We start from the raw sequence: 16,304 nt of genomic DNA on the forward strand, positions 1-16,304 counted from the left end.
ACATCTAATGAGTTAGATAAGTGCAGGGGATTTATAAGGAATTTTTGATGTGAAGAAAATTGTGCCCGCTGTTATGCCCGCAAAGGGTGTTCACGATGCATTTTCAACTGGGGGAAGAGCGTGGTTTTTCACTTGAGATAATCGGCATAAAGCCAGCGTGAGGATCTGCCGTACTTGATCGGAGGTGGGAGGTTTCCCTTCTGGATTTGTTTATAGAAGTACCGGTCAGTGAAACCAGCATCTCCCATCATAAACTTCATGTCAATGAGTGAGTCGTCTCGGAGTTCTCGCATAGGTTTGGTCTCGCGCTTGGGAATCGAACCTGGAAGCCAGGCAAAAAGAAACCCGCACTTGGCGGGTCTGTGGAAATTTAGCGGATATCGATGTCGGGGATGATCACCGACGGTTTGAAGGTCACACGGTAGTGATTCACGCTGGCGTTCGTTCCGCTCAGGTCTTCCATAAACCAGGTGACGTTATCTGACAGGCCGAGCATGTGTTTCTTAAATGTGTTCGGGCCGGTCTTGCAGATTACGCCCAGGGTGCGATCGGTGCTGGAATTATCTTTCGAGCACAGCCCGGTAATCTCCAGCATGAATTCCCCGGTGATGCCAGCCTGTCGCTGCGCTGCGGCTGAATAACTCAATGCGCGGTACATCGCCGTAAAGCAGCTCCAGCCGGTGGCGAACTTCCCACGGCTTTTCGCTGTGTGCTCCGAGCGGGCTGTAGACCACCTGTTTAATCCCGGCATGCTTTCGTTCCAGCCCGGCGCCGCGGGTTGCAATCAGCAAGTCTTCGGTATTGGCCCGGGTGTGGTTGCCGCCATTCATGCGAGTCTCGGCGTTAAGCAGATCGAGGAAGTCGTAAAAGTCGGTGACCTCACCCTCAGCCAGCGCCTTGTTGATGCGCAGCTCGGCGTTCTGATTCAGCTTCACCCAGGTAAAGCCCTTCATCGTGCGAACGGTGAAGCCCCAAGCCTCGGCAAGTTCGATAGCCTCCTGGTTATGCGTGCCGGTGTACCACATCGCCAGCACCGCGTTTTCGGTAGCAAGTTCCCAAACCGGAAGGCGCTTGATGTCGATGAGCTTCATGGTGGAGTAGTGATCGGAAGCGGCCCCGTTGCTGATGGTGTTGCCGTAAGACCAGGGCGGATCTGCGTAGATAAGAGAGTATTTTCCGGTCATGGAATTACACCTCGAAAGCAAGTTGTGGCGTGAACCGATCGCGTTCTGCGTCGTAATTCAGCGAACTTGCAGAGTTATAGGCTTCAATGCGTTCTACCAGCACTGCCGCGCGGGTTTCTTTGCTGGCTGGCGCGTAGGCTGATTTATCCCACGCCTTGTCGATTCCGATGTTGCGCGCCACATTAGTGCTGTCGGCTGACGACAGCGGGATATGGCGGAAGATATCGGCGTTCAGCATGCGCAGGCCGTGAAGCTTTGTTATCGGATAACCGTTTATGTCGACAACGTGACGGATGAGATCGCGTAACTTTGCCCGACATGAGCGCGGGCGCTTCGCGTCGTATTCACCCATGCTACCGATGCATACGCGCGGAAATTCCCGACACAGGCGGAAGAAACGTTCATCGGGCTCGTTCATGTGCCACACAGGAGCGCCGACTACTTTGCCGTGCGGCCACTCGGCGATTAACGCATCGTTCTCTTCACTGGTTCCGCCAATCACGTCAGGGATAACAGCAAAAGCAAAGCGAGGGTGATTCATCCAGCGACCTACAAACGCGTAGTAGTCATTCCAGTTAACAACGCGCTTTTTCGTCCAGAAGCTGAATGCGCCGTTATCCAGCGCGAAAGACTGGGTGACTTCGCTGGCCAGAGCTAATTGGCCTGGGTTAGCGAAGGAGATGAAGGCGTGTCTGCCTTTCCATGCCTTCAGCGCGCATGTGTCCGGCGTAATCGGTCCGCCGTGAAAGTGGATCATGCACCCTCCCGCTCCGGATCGTTAACATCCCAGCCATTACGCTCATTATTGGTTTGCAGCCGCTTATCTCCGACCTCTTCAATGCTGCGGCCAGTAATCTCTGCAACTTCAGCGTTTGAGTGCCGCCACAGCAGCGCCAGCTCTTCGAGTGACCATGCTTTCATAGCACTGACTCCATTTCGTCGATGTAGAGGCCCTGTGCAATCAGGCGGCTACGACGGGCGGCACGTTCAATGCATTCCTGCCGTCTACCTTCCTGCGATTGCTCAATGGCGCGCCGGGTGAACAGCCGAGATTTACCCTGCGGCGTTACAACCTTCGGTTTCGTCGCGAGGCTAAATGTCCGGTCACAGATGGCGTCCTCATTGAGCCATTTCTCCGATTCAACTATCTTCGCTATCTGCCCGGAGCCGCGGGTAATGCCATTGGCCACCCGGTTAAACTCGATGAGAGTTACGCCGAATTTCTCAGCGATTTCTCTGCCGGTTACCGGCCGGCCGCGCGTCTGAATCATCCAGATAACGCGCTCACGGAGGCCGGAGAATTGCCCGGTTCGCCCGGGCCGGCGGTAAAATGGTGTGCGTTTCATGCTGCACGCTCTGTAATTTTCAGAATTTCCGATTCCAGATCTGCAAGGAAGCTCTTAACCTCAGACTCGATTTCGCGCGCCAGCTCTTCATCGAAATGAATTCGCTTCTTGAAATAGGCGAGGTCAGGCGGCAGGCGATCATCGAAACTAACGAAATCACACCATTTCCGCCCGGTGCACATCATCTGCGCATGCATTTGCAGCATGTACTGGCGCTTTGGCTCGCCAGTTTTCAGCGTTTCAAGATGGGTCCAGGTGTTGGGGCACTTGATTTCGATAAGCCCGTCGTCGTTGACAAGTCCGTCCGGGCTGGCTGCGAATCCGGGTATGGTTGGGTGATCGATGAGTCCAACTTCAGTGATTGCCGCATCGAACTCATTCAGGGCGTACATTTCGCGCGCCACTGGCTCAAGTTCAGTGCCGCGCATCATCGCGGCATTCGAAAACCCTTCCTCCAGCTTCCCGGTCAGCCGTTGGCAAATCAGCTCGGCCATGTAGTTCTGGCGGCTGGTGGAGTAGCCCGACTTAGTCCGGGCCATGACATCAGCCAGGCGACTCGCTGTGACCTTGCCGCAGCGCGCAGCAAACCATTCAGGGGTGCGTTGCTCCATCATTCAGCCTCCATCTCTGCGACATTGACAGGTTCGGCGTTGTCGACAGCAAGACTCATGTCATACATACGTCGCTTCTCAACTGCGCCGATCACCTGCTTCTCTTCAGCGCTCAGCGCCACCCAGAACTCCTGATACTTAACGGTTCCAAGGCGCGCGGCGGACTCACCTTTTGCGATCAGATCCGGGCGACGGCTATCTGATTCATGGCCCGCATGAACCTCTGCCGTTGTTCCTTCAATCACTCGCTCTGCCTCGTCCTGGTCGAAGATGCCAGCGAAACCAAAGGCCAGCCGCGCGCACTGGATAAGCGTCTTGTGGCGAAGCATGCGGGTAGGGTGGGACTGCCATGGCTGAGTGTTGCGTTTACACTCTCCCATGTACTCAGTGACAATGGTCGGGTGCTTACGGTCTTTGCGGTAAATCTTGCAGGTGCACGCGCCTTCTTCTTTGTCGTAAGAGAACTCCATGCCGTCGAACTGCGGATGTTCGTTGATAATGCGGGCCCATCCATCAACGCCGACGACCGGGACAATCCCGCCTTTATCTGGGAAGGCATAAATCTCTTTGGTCCATGGGTTCAGGCCGTATTGGTTGGCGACGATCAACAGAGCTGTAAATTGCTCGTCCGTGACGTTGCCACCTTTGAATGCTGTGTTCTTCAGCGTATTCATCAGGTCTGTACCGGCATCCATACCGAGGCGTGCGGCCAGTTTCCCGGCCATGGTGGAAAGTGCAGTACTCATTGTTAAATCCCTCAAAAATTAAAACGGGCAGCCGGTACGGTGTTCCCAGTCGTATTCCGCCTGGGCGTAAGCAACTTCCGAAATGAAATCGTTGTAAGCCTCGCCAGCTTTATCGCTGCGAAGTCCTTCGTATGGGCTGGAGTCAATCGGGATCGTGAAGTGGAAGAGGCTGGACGGCTCTTTTGGCATCATGTTGATGATTTGCTGCGCCCTGTCGTCGATCCACTTCTCCTTCTCGTCGGTGAGCTGCTGCTCAACCCAGCGCCGATCTTCGATGCGGTCGTAAGTGAGGTATGCGTTCATGGTTGCCTCAATATTTGATGTGCGCGTCCTGCACTTTTCCGCCAGCGATAGCCAGCATTGCTTTCTGCGCGAATTCTTCGGGGATACCCTGAGCTATAAGGTCGGCGATGACGCGACGGTTGATGGTGCGGCGGTGCTCTTTGTCTGCGGCGCGGCGCGCTTCTTCTTCAGCTTTGCGCTTCTCTTCGGCCAGGCGGGCTTCTTCTGCATGTTTTGCCTTGAGGCGCTCAGCTTCCACTGCCGCGGCTTTTTCGCGTTCTGCCCGGGCTTCTGCTTCCTGCTTCTCACGTGCCGCACGCTGTTCCGCTTCTATGCGCTGGCGCTCCGCAGCTTCAGCACGCGCTTTCTCCTCAGCTTCGCGGCGTGCTGCGGCTTCGAGTTCAGCCTTCGCATTTTGCTCTGCATCACGACGAGCCTGTTCTGCCGCTTCCCGGCGAATATTTTCCTCGCGTTCCAGTCGAGCTTTTTCTTCCGCTTCTTTACGAAGGCGCTCAAGCTCTGCTGCTTCATGCTCACGCTGCTTTGCGACGATCAGGGCAGCTTCAAGCTGTTGGATGGTGGTGTCTTTAGCCACTCCAGCTTCAGCTGCTAATTCCTGCCAGCTGTCATCAAGTGCAACAGCTTTTGCTGACTCAATGCGCTGCTGAATTTCAACTGACGGCAGGTAGCTACCCACGCTATCAATCACATCAGCCAGGGATCGCAGATCACCAAGTCGCTGCTGCAATGCGCCCTTTCTTTCCGCCTCGGCGTTTTCCCATTCAGTGAGTGGTTTGCGCACCTCATCCTTCAGCGCGTCAAGTCGCTCACGAACAATGCGGCGGCTTTCGTCGATCTGCTTAGGCAGGGCTTTAAGCTCAGCAACCAGATCCTTGCCCGCGTTGTCGATGTAGGTTTTGGAACGGGCAACCTTATGTGCCATGGATGCGATAGCGTCGCGGCCTTTGCGGGTCGACACATCCGGTACCAGGCTGCGAGCTTCTTTCTCGATCGCCTCAATAATCGGGTCGAGCTGCTCTTTGGTGGTGAATACCGCCATTGCGTTCTGTTTCTCAATGACGACTAAATCCGTTACTTCGCTCATGGTTTCTCCTGAAATTTGGATGTGCAGATCCCGCCCGCATAAGCCAGGCCGATCTGTTGAATAGGGTGGTTACTGCTGCGCGATGGATTTCGCCGGGAACTCGCCGTTGCGGAGGATGCTTTCTACCGGCCAGCATTCAGCTGTTACTTTCTGTTCTGTAGCTGCCTGGCTGCATTCCTGCGGGCTGTCATAAACCCCGAGAATCACATCCTGATAATCACCGTTGGTCATTGCCACGGTCAGGACGAGCGCGAATAAAGTTTCCATCAGTGAAGAGTCCTCCCGATGGCGACGGCGTAAAGGCGCTTTGCTTCTTCCCACGCCGGAGCATTGCGATGGAGTACCGCGAACGACGCGAGCCGTTGGGCCTCTCTGATCTGCTGCTGGTTTACCATGATTTCCTCTTGGCCTTATCGCGGCGAACGGAACGGTTAATACAAGACTTCAACGCATTTTTCTGTGTTTCAATGGGCGGTGGATGGCCGCCGGTTTCATAACTGAGCCGCCTCGGTGAAGCGACTGAGGTATGAGGCATTAAAAAACCCGCCGGAGCGGGTCATTCATTCTTTGGTATGCCGCAAAGGGCGTTTAGCGTTTCAACGGGAATGGCAAGTGCGGTGCTGGTCGCTTCACGGCGTTCCACCTCAGGCAAATATGGCACTGCCTCAGGCCACATCTCAGCCAGTTTTTTAACAGTTGAGACTTTGGTTAGAGCACCTTTAACCTGCAATTTGAAGGCATCAACTTCATCGTAAAGAACGTTGATGGTTACCGTCGATTCAGTGAGTCTGTCGTGTAATTTTCCAACTTTCTTCAGCGTGCTGTAACTTTCAGGAACGAAACCCGAATCAATTACAGGCGCGAAGGAAGTTCCGAAGAACAGGTCGCTTTCAAGATCGTGCTTACCAATATGTTTTCCACGGTGGCGATAGCGATGATCCAAACCGTTCCTGGCTAATTCGTGATACTCACCATTAATAATGACCTTTAAAATTGCAGTTTTAGCGCCGACCTGCATCTTGATGAAGGAGTTATCTTTGAAATCTTCCCGAGCCTTAGTTATTTGCTCATCGCTAGTGTTTTCCTGCTTGAGCAATGCTTGTCGAATTTCTTCAACAATTTTCGCCCTCTCATTAACCGCAGCTTTCGCTTTCTCAAACAATGGGGATGCGAGAAGCAGGTTATGGCATAGCTGATTTTTAATTTCGTTGTTAAGACGAATCATTGACTTACCCTCTGTAGTTACCCGCAAAAAAGGCCGCCTAAGCGACCTTAACAAACATATCCAGCACCTTCAGCGCTGCTTTCGGCCTGTCGTTGCAAAGCCCCCTGATTACCTCTCTCAGCTCACGCATCTTCATCCCGCGACGCTGTGCCTCAGCTGAAAGAAGCACCTCATCTATTTGTGCGTAAAGCCGCCATGCTTCCTTTCTGGCCTGCTCATTCAGAAACTTCGCATCCTGAAATTGCTTCTTCTTACGCTTCTGCTCTGAAGCAAGGTGGTCATCCAGCTCCTTCTGGAAGTTGCCGCGCTTATCCAGCGGGACGTTTAACATGCCGTGGTCAAGTGCCATTGCCTCACCTCAATAAGTTGTTATTAACGCGCTGTGAAATGCTTTGGTGGTGTGGGCGGTAACCAGCCGCATGAGCCGGGCCCTCTTCACGATTAGGCCGTTCTCACTGACCACACCCCAAAACATTCCCTGTATTGGTCAGCGCCAACTCCCTGCCAGTGTTGCCCGTTCTCACGCCGTTCTCGCTCTCGCGCGGGGATACTCTCTCACCGACCGGATCGCACCCGGTGATACAGCACGTTTACGTGTAGGGGTCATAACAGGTCATTGACGCTGTAAATCTGCATGTTGTTAAAAAGCAGGCGACTTGCTGTCCGCCGCTGGCTAACTTCGCTCAGCTGTCGATGTTTCGTTTCGATGGGTGGATAATGTACCAATAGTTCATTCATGTAAAGTACCAAAAGTACATTTAAAGTGAATGAAAAGTTCATATGAAAGTATGTTTATGAACTTTAAGGAGAAATAATTTTTAGAAATTTTTTGTGGGGAATATCTGGAGGAGAGTGCGGATTGGATATTTTAGAGGTTCGTCACATCTACTAGTCTTGTGCGACCATTGAAAGTTGCGAAAAGTCCACCGTCTGGCTCAACAACTGAAAGTTCAGCGTATCGAAGGAAGTCTGTTTTGATAACGGACATCAACACCTCTCCGGTATCAATGTTTATGACCTCAAGCCGGTGCGCGTAAAAATCATCTTTGTTTTTGCTACCGGCAAACGATAGGGCGATGTAGCGCCCAAATTCAGATATGACCGAACTGATGAGGTGAGTGGAAGTTCCTATCTTGAATAACTCTTTCCCGGTGTTATCCATGACTATGGCTGCAGCCATGTTGTTGTCTTTTCCGGTATGGACAGAAAATAAAAATCGCCCGTTAACAGCTATGCATTGAGGCTTGGGAGAAAGCTGTCCGCCGAGCTTAACCATAAACATGAATTTTTCATTCTTCAAAACCGCCAGAGTGTCATCTCTGAGCTTGCTTTCATCACGTTTGAAAGCACCTAGTTGCCAACGTTTATCGTGGCTTAATTTGCAGGTGATGAAGTGGTCGCCAAGCTCGTACAAAACGCTTCCATCACTAAGATCTTTAACCTTAATTGCTTCCATGCTTAACTTCCTCAGCTATGAAATCTATATGCTCTGGATTGGCTTACCAGGACCTTCGCACAGATCCGGAGAGATGAAAAATCACCATCCTCGATATACCAGGTCTCATATTTTTTGTTGTCTGAAATCACAGCTAATTTTTTGTGCTGCTTTTGAAGGCGCTTTATGTAGAGATCATTGTCCAGAACGAAAATGTATATGCCGTCACCGTCAAAGCAGTCGATGCTCACGTCGACGAAGATCTGGTCTCTCGGCTCGAACGTGCCAGACATAGAATCGCCATTCACGGCAATCATTTTTATGTGGTCAGCTGGGCGCCCACCAAATACGGCGCGAGCCTCTTCGGTTGAATACTCTATGGATCGGATTGTTTCAATGAACTCATCTCGCACAAGAATTCCTTGCCCAGCGCTAGCTTGAATATCAAAAACGTCTACACGGAAAGAATCGTCCCTCATTGCCATATGCCCTTCAGATATGCCATCTGCTGCACTATCGCCTAATAGGTAAGACGAGGATGTGCCAATTATAGCCGCCAGTTCCTGCAGCTTTCCACGTCTTGGAATAGCCTCCCCATTGAACCACTTGCTTACTGCTTTTGGTGTTAGCTTCATTCGCTTTGCAATTTCAGCCTGACGACCATGAGCAGGTAAACCAGCTTTATCACAGGCCAGCGCTAGCCGTTGGGAAAACTCTGTACGCGCTTTTTCTTCTTGAACCATAGGTTCAATCATAATATTACTTGCGTGAACTATCAGTTCCGACATAATATGTACCTACAGTTCAATTTTGAGGGTTAACAAATGCAACCTAAAAACCTTGGCGACATCATCAAACAAATCCGTGTACCGGTGGTGGCGAAGGCTTGCGGGCGCACTCCCCGCGCTATTTACAAGTGGATTAATAGCGGTTGCCTGCCGCGCACCGACTACACAGGCGAAACAGGCTATGCGTCCAAAATCGCAGCTGCATCTGGTGGTCAGTTTACCGAAAACCAGATTCTTGAAATCAGTAAACCAAAAGCCGCTTAACGGCGGCCCTAACCACGAAAGGGAAAGCAATGCATTCACTTACGTATCACGAGAATAACGGATTCACTGCGAATCCGATGATTTCGATAAATCAAAGCGTTCCGCGCAATAACAGTAAGCTGACCAGGATCCGCGAAGCTGTTCGCGCCTGGCAGAAGGCAACGCCCGGACAGGCTCAGGTTCACATTTCGCAACTGGTAGCAAAGGAGTGGCTGGCGCGCGGCGGTCGTGGATTGCTGCTGGCCGGTTCTGAACACAACACGAAGCAGAACTTCTTCCGGATGATTAACGATCCGGGCCCGAAGAACGACAAGGGGTTGATGCTATTGATCCCCGTCATTGTTGATGTGATGGCTCGGGATAACGAGAAAGTGGCGAGAGAGTTCGGTCTTGTCGCAAAGACTGAGGCCGAACTGATAGCCGAGGCCATGAAAGAGTGCACTGAAGCGCATCAGGCGAAGTTACTTGGTCAGCCGATACAACGCCTTGAGAAAGAGGTGAGAGAAGCTGCTGAAGCACTGCTGCGCTTCCTGCCAACTGAATCAATCGCTGCGGTGGTGACAAGTCTGGCCGCTATGGCGCCGGGAGTTATGTGATGGGAAGTATCAAAAATGGCGAAAGCCGGTCTGCGCGAACAGAACCGACTTTCAGGTGCAAATGCAGATAACAAGTGCGAGGTCATTATGACAAATGCTAATCCAAAACGCCAGGCGCAGGAGGTTTAACTGTGTCGAACGTCGCTTACGCAAATTTCGCGGCGCACTCAGCCGCAAGGAGCAACAGGATGGAGAACCAGAAATCTGGTTACGTCCCGTTGTACCGGAGCATCAAGAAGAAGTCCTGGGCTAAGGATGTTTTCCTGCGCGCGCTGTGGGAGAACCTGCTCATTGACGCAGCCAGACAGCCATACACGGCATTCTTCAAGGGCAAGCAATGGCCTCTGCAACCCGGTCAACTGGTCGTCACTGCTGCGGATCTAGGCCTTCAGTTGTGTGACCGCCAGGGCAACCCGACAAGCCGCGACGCAGTGGAGAGAATGCTGTCTGTTTTCGTCCGCGAAGGGATGATTTCCATCGAAGGAGAGAAGCGAAAAGGCAGGGTGATCACCATCACGAACTACGTCGAATATGCTCAAAAAATGGACGATTTACCCGCACATAAAGCCGCACATACAGGCGCACATGATGAAGCCAGTAACGGCGCGGGTTCAGATGGGTATACCGCACATAAGGCCGCACAATTCCCCGCACATCATGAACAAGAAGGTAATAACAAGAATATAAATAACTTATCGTCCGAGAATTCTGACGAATCCTCTGACGCACGTCTCAAGAAATTTTTATCAGCTCATCCAGAAGCTGCGATTTACACACCATCCGGTGCTAAGTGGGGATCGGCTGAAGACCTCAAAACTGCCCAGTGGATTTCCACCAGGGTGAAGCTGATTAACCCAACCTGCAAAGCCCCGGACATGACCTCCTGGTCTAACACCGTTCGCCTGATGCGCCAGATAGACAACAGGTCGCACCAGGACATCTGCGCGCTGTACGACTGGGCAAGCAAACACCACTTCTGGCAGACCAACATCCTGAGCCCGGAAAGCCTGCGTAAGCAGTGGGACAAGCTGACGATGCAGCGCAATGCTGGTGGCGAGCAGCGCGCCGCTAAGCCGGATCTGGACTTCAACAACACTGACTGGGCTTATGGGGTGATTCGATGAAATCTCTTGCAGAGCAGATGCGTAACCACGACCGCGAGCAGATGAGCCGCATGGCTCATAACCTGCCAGAGCAGTACCAGGAACGCGCACCGGTCGAGCAGGTGGCTCAAGTGTTCAACGGGCTGTTCAACCAACTGCGTGCCGCGTTCCCGGCCAGCATGGCGAACTTCCGCACCCAGGACGACCTGAACGAATTCCGCCGTCAGTGGCTGCTGGCGTTTCAAGAGAACGGGATCCACTCAATGGCGCAAGTCGATGCCGGTATGCGCATTGCCCGCCGCCAGGAGCGCCCATTCCTGCCGTCGCCGGGCCAGTTCGTCGCCTGGTGCAAGCAGAGCGGCGGCGCGCTGGGCGTCAACGTTGACCAGGTGATCGCCGAATACTGGGACTGGCGTAACCGTTCGTTTGAATTCACCTCCAGTGAGCATTTCCCCTGGTCGCAGCCGGTCATGTACCACATCTGCGTTGAACTGCGCCACCGCAGCACAGAGCGCCAGTTAACGCATGGTGAGTTGGCGCGCGAAGCGGGCGATCTGCTGGACATGTGGGAGAAGCGCGTCACCGAGGGTAAACCAGTGCCGCCGGTACGCCGGGCAATTGCAGCGCCTGCCGCAGAGCATGGGCCAACGCCGATCCAGCTGCTTCAGGCCAAGTACAACCGCAACAAGTCGAACGGGATGGTGTGAGATGAAAGGAAAACAGGCAATTCTGCGTTATCTCGAAACGCACCGGACCTTCACCGCGAAGGATGTGGCCACAGAGTGCGGCATGACCATCAACTGCATCACGAAGAACGCCATCGATCTGGAGCGGGCCCGCAAGATTGTCCGGGTGAGCAAGGTCTGGAGAACGGTGACTTATCGCCTGGCCACGCCGGAAGAGCAGGCTGGTACCGCTCGCAGTTGCACCAACGGAATATTTCAGGAGTGCCGCAACAGTCCGGCGATGAGAAGGGTATTGATGGTTTGGGGGAGAGTAGGGGTATGAAACAGAAATTTATCGAGTGGTTTACCAAGAACAACAACGGCTGCTCGCCAGCGATGGAAGACGACAGAAGCTTTGTGTACGAGATGACGCAGCACATGTTCGAAGCGTACCAGGCTGGCGTGGCTGAAGGTGAAGCCAGATGCGCGGCGCTGGCTGGGGAAGTGTACGACCTGAAACATCCTGGCACATACCTGCCATCGAAACGCGAAACTCCTGCTACGGACGCCTTCCTGGCTGAAGTGCGGGCCGCCGCAGTAGATGAAGTTTGCCTGAAAATTAGCAATGCAATTGTTAATTGCTATCAGGACGAACAGGTCGGCCTTGATGCAGCGGCAACTATTTGCGGTGACTTCGCCGCCCAGCTTCGCAAAGGAGTGCAGTCATGAGCATTCTGGACATTCTAAATACTGGCCTCGCTCTGAGTGGGTGGTTATTCATCATGTTCAAAACGGGCCAATGGTTTATCTCCATTGCGCTAAAGCAGTGGGATAAGCGTAGAAAGCTATCTCGTAGACAGAAGGCAGTAAATGAATTTTACGATGCGTTTGACCTGTCCAGCATCGAACCAGGAACAACGGTGCGTCTGGCGACTAAAGGCGATCTGACAATCATGATGTATCGCACAGAAGGAGCCGCCCAATGAGCAACATCGACAAACATGCCGTCCAAGCAGTTGCCGATTTGAAAGCTGGTTACATCCTCGGTCACGCTGACGTTGAAATCATACAGCAGATGGCTCTAGATGCGGTGACGTTGATGGGTGAGCTGGACGCCAAAGACGTGCAAATAGCCAATCTTACCGCCGAGCGCGATGCTCTTCGTGAAGGAGAGATGGGTGACGCGAAGCACAGTAATACGCGTGCCGCAGCCGATATCTATTTCCAGTTGGTTGAAGAGTGTGAAATCCCTCCTGGCGGTTCACTGGTTGAATATGTAAGCGATCTGCGTGAACGCGCTGCCGTAGCCGGTAAAGGAGAGTGAGCATGTTTAGTTCAGGTGATTTTAATACAGCAATTATCGTTTTCGCACTTGTCTGCGCTGTAGCGGGTTGGTGCGTTATCGAATTCATACTCTGGGTATTTTCTTTCATTCACATTTCATTTGGCGGCTAACCCATGAGCACTATTACCAAAGAATTCACCAAAGAGCAGTTACAGCAAATTATCGAAACTGACCACGTTCAATGCGGTGAGGCTTCTTCGCTGGCGCGTATCGCGCTGGCATCGCTCGAAGCGGAGCCTGCCATTCACCGGTGGCGTCGTGTGACCTCTGAACCATACGGCCCATATCCTTGGCATTATGGTGATTTTATCGGCTTCTCAAAGCCCGTTGATGGGATTGAGGATGAGTATTTTTACTCCGCCCCGCCAGCGCCAGCGCCAGCGCCAGCAAAAGCAGAACCCGTAGCCTGGCTGTGGTCACACAGGAAACATCCAAGCGAAGTATCTCTCGTTAGGCCTGAAGATGATGAGAGAGCTGAAGGAGCTCATTGGTCTGGGTGGAGTTGTCAGGCGCTTTATGCAGCCCAGCCAGCGTCGGCAGCAATGAAAGACCATCAGATTCGTGAGCTGGTAAATGAGCTGCGCGATATCGCTGTCGAGTACCACGGCACACAGCAGCTACGTGAACGCATCGCCAGAACTATTCGCGCCGCCATGCTTCAGGGTGCTGAGCCTGTACAGGGGTGGATTCCGTGCAGTGATCGGATGCCGACTAAGAATGATAGGGTGCTTATTTTCATAAATTTCAATTCTGATACTGTTCCACCAAGCACCCACGATGCCCAGTTTACCGGCTCAACATTCAGGCGAGGTAATGCGACCGTGAATGTGTTCCCGCTTGAGGATGGTTATGGAGTGACCCACTGGATGCCATTGCCAGCAGCACCGCAGCAGGAGGCATGATGTACGACAAATATACTCTCAATCGCTGCGACGCAATGGAGTGGCTGGCTGAGCATTACCCAGTCTTTCCAGACAAGATGCCAGATGTGCCCCTAAAGGCTGACTGGTGTAGTGCCAACCTGTTTATGGGGTGGGGTTTCGTGATTTTGCTCGATGGCACCCTGGTGTTTGCTGACTGCCTATCGCCTCCAATCCGGGCGGAAGACATGGCAGGCTTCAAATTGCCCGATTTGGTGTAACTGCCATACAAGCGATATGGGAATCCCCATATCGACAGCCAGGGCCTCTCCGGAGGCCTTTTTCTCGCGTTGATTTTGTTGAATCAACCGTCCATAATCATGTCATCGGAGCCTGAACAACTCCGGTGACTTCTGCGCATTTAAGGGGACTTAAATGCGACCACAATATGAACTCCTCACCTTGTCACAGATGCAGAAATGCACCTGCGATTTTCTGCATTCTGCGTTACCTCTCGGAGGTGGCGTATGAAGCAGCACTACTGCATCGTTAACGACACCGTTAAAGACAACCTCATCGCGTACATTCGCACCCTACCGGTAAACCCTCGTGCGCCAATGGTGGTCGAGGCTCGGGAAGAGACCCGCACCGACAAGCAAAATCGTTTGATGTGGCCGCTGCTGAAAGACCTGTCTGACCAGGTTGTCTGGCACGGCGAGAAGTTGACCCGCGAAGAGTGGAAGGACCTCATCACCGTTCTGGTGAATCAGACTCAGGACCAGGAGCAGAAATCCGCGCCGGGCATCAACGGCGGTCGCGTTTATTTCGGCGTCCGCACATCCAAATCCAGCAAGCGCTACATGGTCGATGTCATCGAGGCGATTTACTGGTTCGGTACCGATCGCGGCGTGAAGTTCTCCGAAGCATCCAATAAGCGCATCGCCTGGGCGCAAGAGTGGAGGACTTCCCGTGGGTAATCCTCTCGCACGCGTCATCACAAATCACATCTTCCGCGTTCCGGCACGCCGCCAGCGTAAGCCAGCGGTTAAGCCGTCAGACATCCCGACCTTGAAAGGCTACACCGCCCGCCTGGTTGATCAGAAATGGCTGCGTCTCGCAGCGCGGAGGAACCATGCGTAAACCATCCCGCCGTAAGTGCAAAGTATGCGGTGAATACTTCGTGCCGAAATTCCACGACATCCGGATCCGCTGGTGCAGCCCGGAGCACGGCGCAATCCTCGCAATGGAAGAACGCGAGAAGGAGAAGGTGAAAGCCGCCGCTAAGCGCATCAAGGAGCAGAAAGAGGCAGAGAAGGCCGGGCGCAAACGCCGCAAGGAACGCCTGGCAGAGCTACGGCCTGCCGGGTACTACAAGGCGCAGGCTCAGCAGGCATTCAACGCCTACATCCGTGCGCGCGACGCCGATTTGCCATGCATCAGCTGCGGAGAGACCAATCCCCCGGATCTGCACGGCGGCCAGTGGGACTGTGGCCACTTCAAAACGGTCGGCGCTAACCCTGAACTGCGCTTTGAAGAGCGCAATGCCCATAAACAGTGCAAACCCTGCAATGCCGGGGCAGGCAAGTACACCGCCAAAGAGGCGACGGTCGCGCAGCAATACGAAGCAGGTCTGGTCGCTCGATATGGTCAGGAGTACGTTGACTGGCTCAACGGCCCCCACGAAATGACTAACTACCGCCGTGAAGACTTCATCCGCATCCGCGATGAGTACCGCGCGAAGTTGAAAGCATTGAAACTGCAGGAGGTCGCATGATTTACGACCTCAAACTTCCGCACTGGGCCTCTTTACTGAACTGTCCATTCTGTGGTGGTGATGCAGAACTGATTGCAGATGGCGATGGTGTTTACGCCGGATGCACTACCAAGCAGTGCCTGATCAAGCCCATAACTGATACCTATCTTACAAAGCGAGATGCAATCCGCGCCTGGAATCGGAGGCCATCATGACACGGGAGCAAATAGACCGATACGAGGAAGAAAGCGTTAAGCGCGCCAGCATGCCGCCAATAGCAAAGCACAGCCAGACCAAAACCAACCAGCCACAGAAGGAAGCCGCATAATGAAACTGGAATTAACCAACGACCAGCATCAATGGGTAGACCAGTGGCTCCAGTTGTGGGGCGCATGGTGCCAGACCGGCAAGATTGATAAAGCGATGATCAACATGATTGCCAGATTCATGGCTACCGTCGAGCCCCAGCAAGCATCACGGCCGGTATGTAGTGATGATGACGGGATGCTCATTGATGCTGTCATTCGCCACTACCTGAAGAATGTGGATGAAAATGCCTGGCGGGTTATCTTCGCCTACTACGTCTGCAACTCCAGCGAGATCCGAATTGCATCATGGCAGCATGCAGTAAGTAAGCCTCGCCTTATGAAGACGCGTGGCGGCAATCAGTACAAACACCCAAGCATCTCGACAATCCGTAGAGAGGTGAAGCAAATCATCAATGCTTCATTGTTCTGTTTATACCAACCGCTTCAAAATGCGTTTAACAATCGCGAAAATGTGAGGAAAATTGCAAAAAAGCCTCACAACACGCTTGCTTTTCAATGAACAAATGAGCAGAATAAATCGTATATGTTGCCGTTGTTGTGTGTGACATGAATGAATGCCAAGCCTCGCCATTGTGCGGGGCTTTTTATTTGCCTGTAGCTCAGAGGAAAGAGCAACCGCCTTCTAAGCGGTTGGTCGCTGGTTCGAATCCGGCCAGGCGAGCCATCT

28 protein-coding genes, 1 tRNA gene and 2 pseudogenes are annotated in these 16,304 nt (G+C 53.0%); 17 read left to right on the top strand and 14 right to left on the bottom strand.

The annotated features are described in order from the left end of the window. Window positions 1–370: 370 nt before the first annotated feature. The 14 genes and pseudogenes from M8370_RS20860 to M8370_RS20925 all read right to left on the bottom strand — a co-directional run bounded on the left by M8370_RS20860 (window position 371) and on the right by M8370_RS20925 (window position 8,722). The gene (locus M8370_RS20860; protein ID WP_250021675.1) at window positions 371–595 is read right to left on the bottom strand and encodes a beta-sandwich lipoprotein; all 225 of its coding nucleotides are present in this window, start codon (window positions 593–595) and stop codon (window positions 371–373) included. Continuing rightward, window positions 532–1,184 (bottom strand): annotated as a pseudogene (locus M8370_RS20865) (MT-A70 family methyltransferase). The gene M8370_RS20860 and the pseudogene M8370_RS20865 overlap by 64 nt, the downstream one beginning before the upstream one ends. Window positions 1,185–1,188: 4 nt before the next feature. After that, a complete protein-coding gene (locus M8370_RS20870) occupies window positions 1,189–1,941 on the bottom strand; it encodes a hypothetical protein (protein ID WP_025760416.1) in 753 nt (250 codons plus the stop codon). Continuing rightward, on the bottom strand, window positions 1,938–2,105 hold the full coding sequence (locus M8370_RS20875) for a hypothetical protein (RefSeq protein ID WP_164474822.1): 168 nt from the start codon (window positions 2,103–2,105) through the stop codon (window positions 1,938–1,940). Before M8370_RS20875 ends, M8370_RS20870 begins: the two co-directional genes overlap by 4 nt. Next, window positions 2,102–2,530 carry a regulator gene (locus tag M8370_RS20880; protein ID WP_250021664.1) on the bottom strand — a complete coding sequence of 143 codons (429 nt, stop codon included), beginning with the start codon at window positions 2,528–2,530 and terminating at the stop codon, window positions 2,102–2,104. The genes M8370_RS20875 and M8370_RS20880 overlap by 4 nt, the downstream gene beginning before the upstream one ends. Continuing rightward, window positions 2,527–3,144 carry a lambda exonuclease family protein gene (locus M8370_RS20885; RefSeq protein ID WP_060614595.1) on the bottom strand — a complete coding sequence of 206 codons (618 nt, stop codon included), beginning with the start codon at window positions 3,142–3,144 and terminating at the stop codon, window positions 2,527–2,529. The genes M8370_RS20880 and M8370_RS20885 overlap by 4 nt, the downstream gene beginning before the upstream one ends. Continuing rightward, the gene (gene bet, locus M8370_RS20890; RefSeq protein ID WP_060614596.1) at window positions 3,141–3,887 is read right to left on the bottom strand and encodes a phage recombination protein Bet; all 747 of its coding nucleotides are present in this window, start codon (window positions 3,885–3,887) and stop codon (window positions 3,141–3,143) included. The genes M8370_RS20885 and bet overlap by 4 nt, the downstream gene beginning before the upstream one ends. Before the next feature lie 18 nt (window positions 3,888–3,905). After that, a complete protein-coding gene (gene gamL, locus M8370_RS20895; protein ID WP_250021665.1) occupies window positions 3,906–4,190 on the bottom strand; it encodes a host nuclease inhibitor GamL in 285 nt (94 codons plus the stop codon). Window positions 4,191–4,197: 7 nt separating this feature from the next. After that, window positions 4,198–5,274: a coiled-coil domain-containing protein gene (locus M8370_RS20900; RefSeq protein ID WP_250021666.1), complete on the bottom strand. Its 1,077-nt coding sequence runs from the start codon at window positions 5,272–5,274 to the stop codon at window positions 4,198–4,200. Window positions 5,275–5,343: 69 nt separating this feature from the next. Beyond that, complete coding sequence (locus M8370_RS20905; RefSeq protein ID WP_045307569.1) at window positions 5,344–5,541, bottom strand: DUF1482 family protein; 198 nt, start codon at window positions 5,539–5,541, stop codon at window positions 5,344–5,346. Window positions 5,542–5,830: 289 nt separating this feature from the next. Further along, on the bottom strand, window positions 5,831–6,499 hold the full coding sequence (locus M8370_RS20910) for an Nmad5 family putative nucleotide modification protein (RefSeq protein WP_250021667.1): 669 nt from the start codon (window positions 6,497–6,499) through the stop codon (window positions 5,831–5,833). Between the two features lie 37 nt (window positions 6,500–6,536). Next, window positions 6,537–6,848, bottom strand: a complete 312-nt coding sequence (locus M8370_RS20915; RefSeq protein ID WP_049125729.1) for a hypothetical protein — start codon at window positions 6,846–6,848, stop codon at window positions 6,537–6,539. Between the two features lie 519 nt (window positions 6,849–7,367). Then, the gene (locus tag M8370_RS20920) at window positions 7,368–7,955 is read right to left on the bottom strand and encodes a hypothetical protein (protein WP_250021668.1); all 588 of its coding nucleotides are present in this window, start codon (window positions 7,953–7,955) and stop codon (window positions 7,368–7,370) included. A gap of 11 nt (window positions 7,956–7,966) precedes the next feature. Next, window positions 7,967–8,722, bottom strand: a complete 756-nt coding sequence (locus M8370_RS20925) for a LexA family transcriptional regulator (protein ID WP_214585842.1) — start codon at window positions 8,720–8,722, stop codon at window positions 7,967–7,969. A gap of 36 nt (window positions 8,723–8,758) precedes the next feature. Here M8370_RS20925 and M8370_RS20930 point away from each other — a divergent pair, with 36 nt between their 5' ends. From M8370_RS20930 to M8370_RS21005, 17 genes and pseudogenes are all read left to right on the top strand, one after another. Next, on the top strand, window positions 8,759–8,986 hold the full coding sequence (locus M8370_RS20930) for a hypothetical protein (protein ID WP_033817243.1): 228 nt from the start codon (window positions 8,759–8,761) through the stop codon (window positions 8,984–8,986). A gap of 77 nt (window positions 8,987–9,063) precedes the next feature. After that, on the top strand, window positions 9,064–9,582 hold the full coding sequence (locus M8370_RS20935; RefSeq protein WP_250021669.1) for a toxin YdaT family protein: 519 nt from the start codon (window positions 9,064–9,066) through the stop codon (window positions 9,580–9,582). Between the two features lie 188 nt (window positions 9,583–9,770). Further along, the gene (locus M8370_RS20940) at window positions 9,771–10,706 is read left to right on the top strand and encodes a phage replication protein O (RefSeq protein ID WP_136779984.1); all 936 of its coding nucleotides are present in this window, start codon (window positions 9,771–9,773) and stop codon (window positions 10,704–10,706) included. Beyond that, a complete protein-coding gene (locus tag M8370_RS20945) occupies window positions 10,703–11,392 on the top strand; it encodes a replication protein P (RefSeq protein WP_129318004.1) in 690 nt (229 codons plus the stop codon). The genes M8370_RS20940 and M8370_RS20945 overlap by 4 nt, the downstream gene beginning before the upstream one ends. Before the next feature lies 1 nt (window position 11,393). Further along, a complete protein-coding gene (locus M8370_RS20950) occupies window positions 11,394–11,693 on the top strand; it encodes a hypothetical protein (RefSeq protein WP_023303590.1) in 300 nt (99 codons plus the stop codon). After that, on the top strand, window positions 11,690–12,079 hold the full coding sequence (locus tag M8370_RS20955; protein WP_250021670.1) for a hypothetical protein: 390 nt from the start codon (window positions 11,690–11,692) through the stop codon (window positions 12,077–12,079). Before M8370_RS20950 ends, M8370_RS20955 begins: the two co-directional genes overlap by 4 nt. Next, window positions 12,076–12,336, top strand: coding sequence for a DUF4752 family protein (locus tag M8370_RS20960; protein ID WP_250021671.1), 261 nt, complete (start codon window positions 12,076–12,078; stop codon window positions 12,334–12,336). Before M8370_RS20955 ends, M8370_RS20960 begins: the two co-directional genes overlap by 4 nt. Then, window positions 12,333–12,665 (top strand): annotated as a pseudogene (locus M8370_RS23670) (hypothetical protein); the annotation flags it as partial. The gene M8370_RS20960 and the pseudogene M8370_RS23670, both read left to right, overlap by 4 nt. Before the next feature lie 143 nt (window positions 12,666–12,808). Then, on the top strand, window positions 12,809–13,597 hold the full coding sequence (locus M8370_RS20970) for a DUF551 domain-containing protein (RefSeq protein WP_250021672.1): 789 nt from the start codon (window positions 12,809–12,811) through the stop codon (window positions 13,595–13,597). Further along, window positions 13,594–13,836, top strand: a complete 243-nt coding sequence (locus M8370_RS20975; protein ID WP_125387033.1) for a hypothetical protein — start codon at window positions 13,594–13,596, stop codon at window positions 13,834–13,836. The genes M8370_RS20970 and M8370_RS20975 overlap by 4 nt, the downstream gene beginning before the upstream one ends. A gap of 246 nt (window positions 13,837–14,082) precedes the next feature. Next, complete coding sequence (locus M8370_RS20980) at window positions 14,083–14,532, top strand: recombination protein NinB (protein ID WP_061093228.1); 450 nt, start codon at window positions 14,083–14,085, stop codon at window positions 14,530–14,532. Beyond that, window positions 14,525–14,695, top strand: a complete 171-nt coding sequence (locus M8370_RS20985; RefSeq protein WP_126501617.1) for a NinE family protein — start codon at window positions 14,525–14,527, stop codon at window positions 14,693–14,695. Before M8370_RS20980 ends, M8370_RS20985 begins: the two co-directional genes overlap by 8 nt. Then, a complete protein-coding gene (locus M8370_RS20990) occupies window positions 14,688–15,329 on the top strand; it encodes a recombination protein NinG (RefSeq protein WP_250021673.1) in 642 nt (213 codons plus the stop codon). Before M8370_RS20985 ends, M8370_RS20990 begins: the two co-directional genes overlap by 8 nt. Continuing rightward, window positions 15,326–15,523, top strand: a complete 198-nt coding sequence (locus M8370_RS23675) for a Lar family restriction alleviation protein (protein WP_086581552.1) — start codon at window positions 15,326–15,328, stop codon at window positions 15,521–15,523. The genes M8370_RS20990 and M8370_RS23675 overlap by 4 nt, the downstream gene beginning before the upstream one ends. After that, entirely contained in the window at window positions 15,520–15,636 is a 117-nt protein-coding gene (locus tag M8370_RS20995) for a PPVAKH motif-containing phage-derived small protein (protein ID WP_250021674.1), read from the top strand. The genes M8370_RS23675 and M8370_RS20995 overlap by 4 nt, the downstream gene beginning before the upstream one ends. Further along, window positions 15,636–16,136 (top strand): antiterminator Q family protein, encoded by a 501-nt coding sequence (locus tag M8370_RS21000; RefSeq protein WP_045338844.1) that lies wholly within the window; start codon window positions 15,636–15,638, stop codon window positions 16,134–16,136. Before M8370_RS20995 ends, M8370_RS21000 begins: the two co-directional genes overlap by 1 nt. Before the next feature lie 89 nt (window positions 16,137–16,225). Then, window positions 16,226–16,301, top strand: a tRNA-Arg gene (locus M8370_RS21005). Window positions 16,302–16,304: the final 3 nt, after the last annotated feature.

This window comes from Enterobacter cloacae complex sp. OE43NF, from assembly GCF_023544405.1.
Lineage (GTDB): Bacteria > Pseudomonadota > Gammaproteobacteria > Enterobacterales > Enterobacteriaceae > Enterobacter > Enterobacter cloacae.

Coding starts and splice junctions, on each gene's coding strand:
- M8370_RS20925 (WP_214585842.1), bottom strand. CDS start 8,722: ATGTCGGAACTGATAGTTCACGCAAGTAATATTATGATTGAACCTATG.
- M8370_RS20910 (WP_250021667.1), bottom strand. CDS start 6,499: ATGATTCGTCTTAACAACGAAATTAAAAATCAGCTATGCCATAACCTG.
- M8370_RS20915 (WP_049125729.1), bottom strand. CDS start 6,848: ATGGCACTTGACCACGGCATGTTAAACGTCCCGCTGGATAAGCGCGGC.
- M8370_RS20995 (WP_250021674.1), top strand. CDS start 15,520: ATGACACGGGAGCAAATAGACCGATACGAGGAAGAAAGCGTTAAGCGC.
- M8370_RS20970 (WP_250021672.1), top strand. CDS start 12,809: ATGAGCACTATTACCAAAGAATTCACCAAAGAGCAGTTACAGCAAATT.
- M8370_RS20930 (WP_033817243.1), top strand. CDS start 8,759: ATGCAACCTAAAAACCTTGGCGACATCATCAAACAAATCCGTGTACCG.
- bet (WP_060614596.1), bottom strand. CDS start 3,887: ATGAGTACTGCACTTTCCACCATGGCCGGGAAACTGGCCGCACGCCTC.
- M8370_RS20950 (WP_023303590.1), top strand. CDS start 11,394: ATGAAAGGAAAACAGGCAATTCTGCGTTATCTCGAAACGCACCGGACC.
- M8370_RS20870 (WP_025760416.1), bottom strand. CDS start 1,941: ATGATCCACTTTCACGGCGGACCGATTACGCCGGACACATGCGCGCTG.
- M8370_RS20960 (WP_250021671.1), top strand. CDS start 12,076: ATGAGCATTCTGGACATTCTAAATACTGGCCTCGCTCTGAGTGGGTGG.
- gamL (WP_250021665.1), bottom strand. CDS start 4,190: ATGAACGCATACCTCACTTACGACCGCATCGAAGATCGGCGCTGGGTT.
- M8370_RS20940 (WP_136779984.1), top strand. CDS start 9,771: ATGGAGAACCAGAAATCTGGTTACGTCCCGTTGTACCGGAGCATCAAG.
- M8370_RS20880 (WP_250021664.1), bottom strand. CDS start 2,530: ATGAAACGCACACCATTTTACCGCCGGCCCGGGCGAACCGGGCAATTC.
- M8370_RS20935 (WP_250021669.1), top strand. CDS start 9,064: ATGATTTCGATAAATCAAAGCGTTCCGCGCAATAACAGTAAGCTGACC.
- M8370_RS20900 (WP_250021666.1), bottom strand. CDS start 5,274: ATGAGCGAAGTAACGGATTTAGTCGTCATTGAGAAACAGAACGCAATG.
- M8370_RS23675 (WP_086581552.1), top strand. CDS start 15,326: ATGATTTACGACCTCAAACTTCCGCACTGGGCCTCTTTACTGAACTGT.
- M8370_RS20955 (WP_250021670.1), top strand. CDS start 11,690: ATGAAACAGAAATTTATCGAGTGGTTTACCAAGAACAACAACGGCTGC.
- M8370_RS20920 (WP_250021668.1), bottom strand. CDS start 7,955: ATGGAAGCAATTAAGGTTAAAGATCTTAGTGATGGAAGCGTTTTGTAC.
- M8370_RS20945 (WP_129318004.1), top strand. CDS start 10,703: ATGAAATCTCTTGCAGAGCAGATGCGTAACCACGACCGCGAGCAGATG.
- M8370_RS20990 (WP_250021673.1), top strand. CDS start 14,688: ATGCGTAAACCATCCCGCCGTAAGTGCAAAGTATGCGGTGAATACTTC.
- M8370_RS20980 (WP_061093228.1), top strand. CDS start 14,083: ATGAAGCAGCACTACTGCATCGTTAACGACACCGTTAAAGACAACCTC.
- M8370_RS20885 (WP_060614595.1), bottom strand. CDS start 3,144: ATGATGGAGCAACGCACCCCTGAATGGTTTGCTGCGCGCTGCGGCAAG.
- M8370_RS21000 (WP_045338844.1), top strand. CDS start 15,636: ATGAAACTGGAATTAACCAACGACCAGCATCAATGGGTAGACCAGTGG.
- M8370_RS20905 (WP_045307569.1), bottom strand. CDS start 5,541: ATGGAAACTTTATTCGCGCTCGTCCTGACCGTGGCAATGACCAACGGT.
- M8370_RS20860 (WP_250021675.1), bottom strand. CDS start 595: ATGCTGGAGATTACCGGGCTGTGCTCGAAAGATAATTCCAGCACCGAT.
- M8370_RS20875 (WP_164474822.1), bottom strand. CDS start 2,105: ATGAAAGCATGGTCACTCGAAGAGCTGGCGCTGCTGTGGCGGCACTCA.
- M8370_RS20975 (WP_125387033.1), top strand. CDS start 13,594: ATGATGTACGACAAATATACTCTCAATCGCTGCGACGCAATGGAGTGG.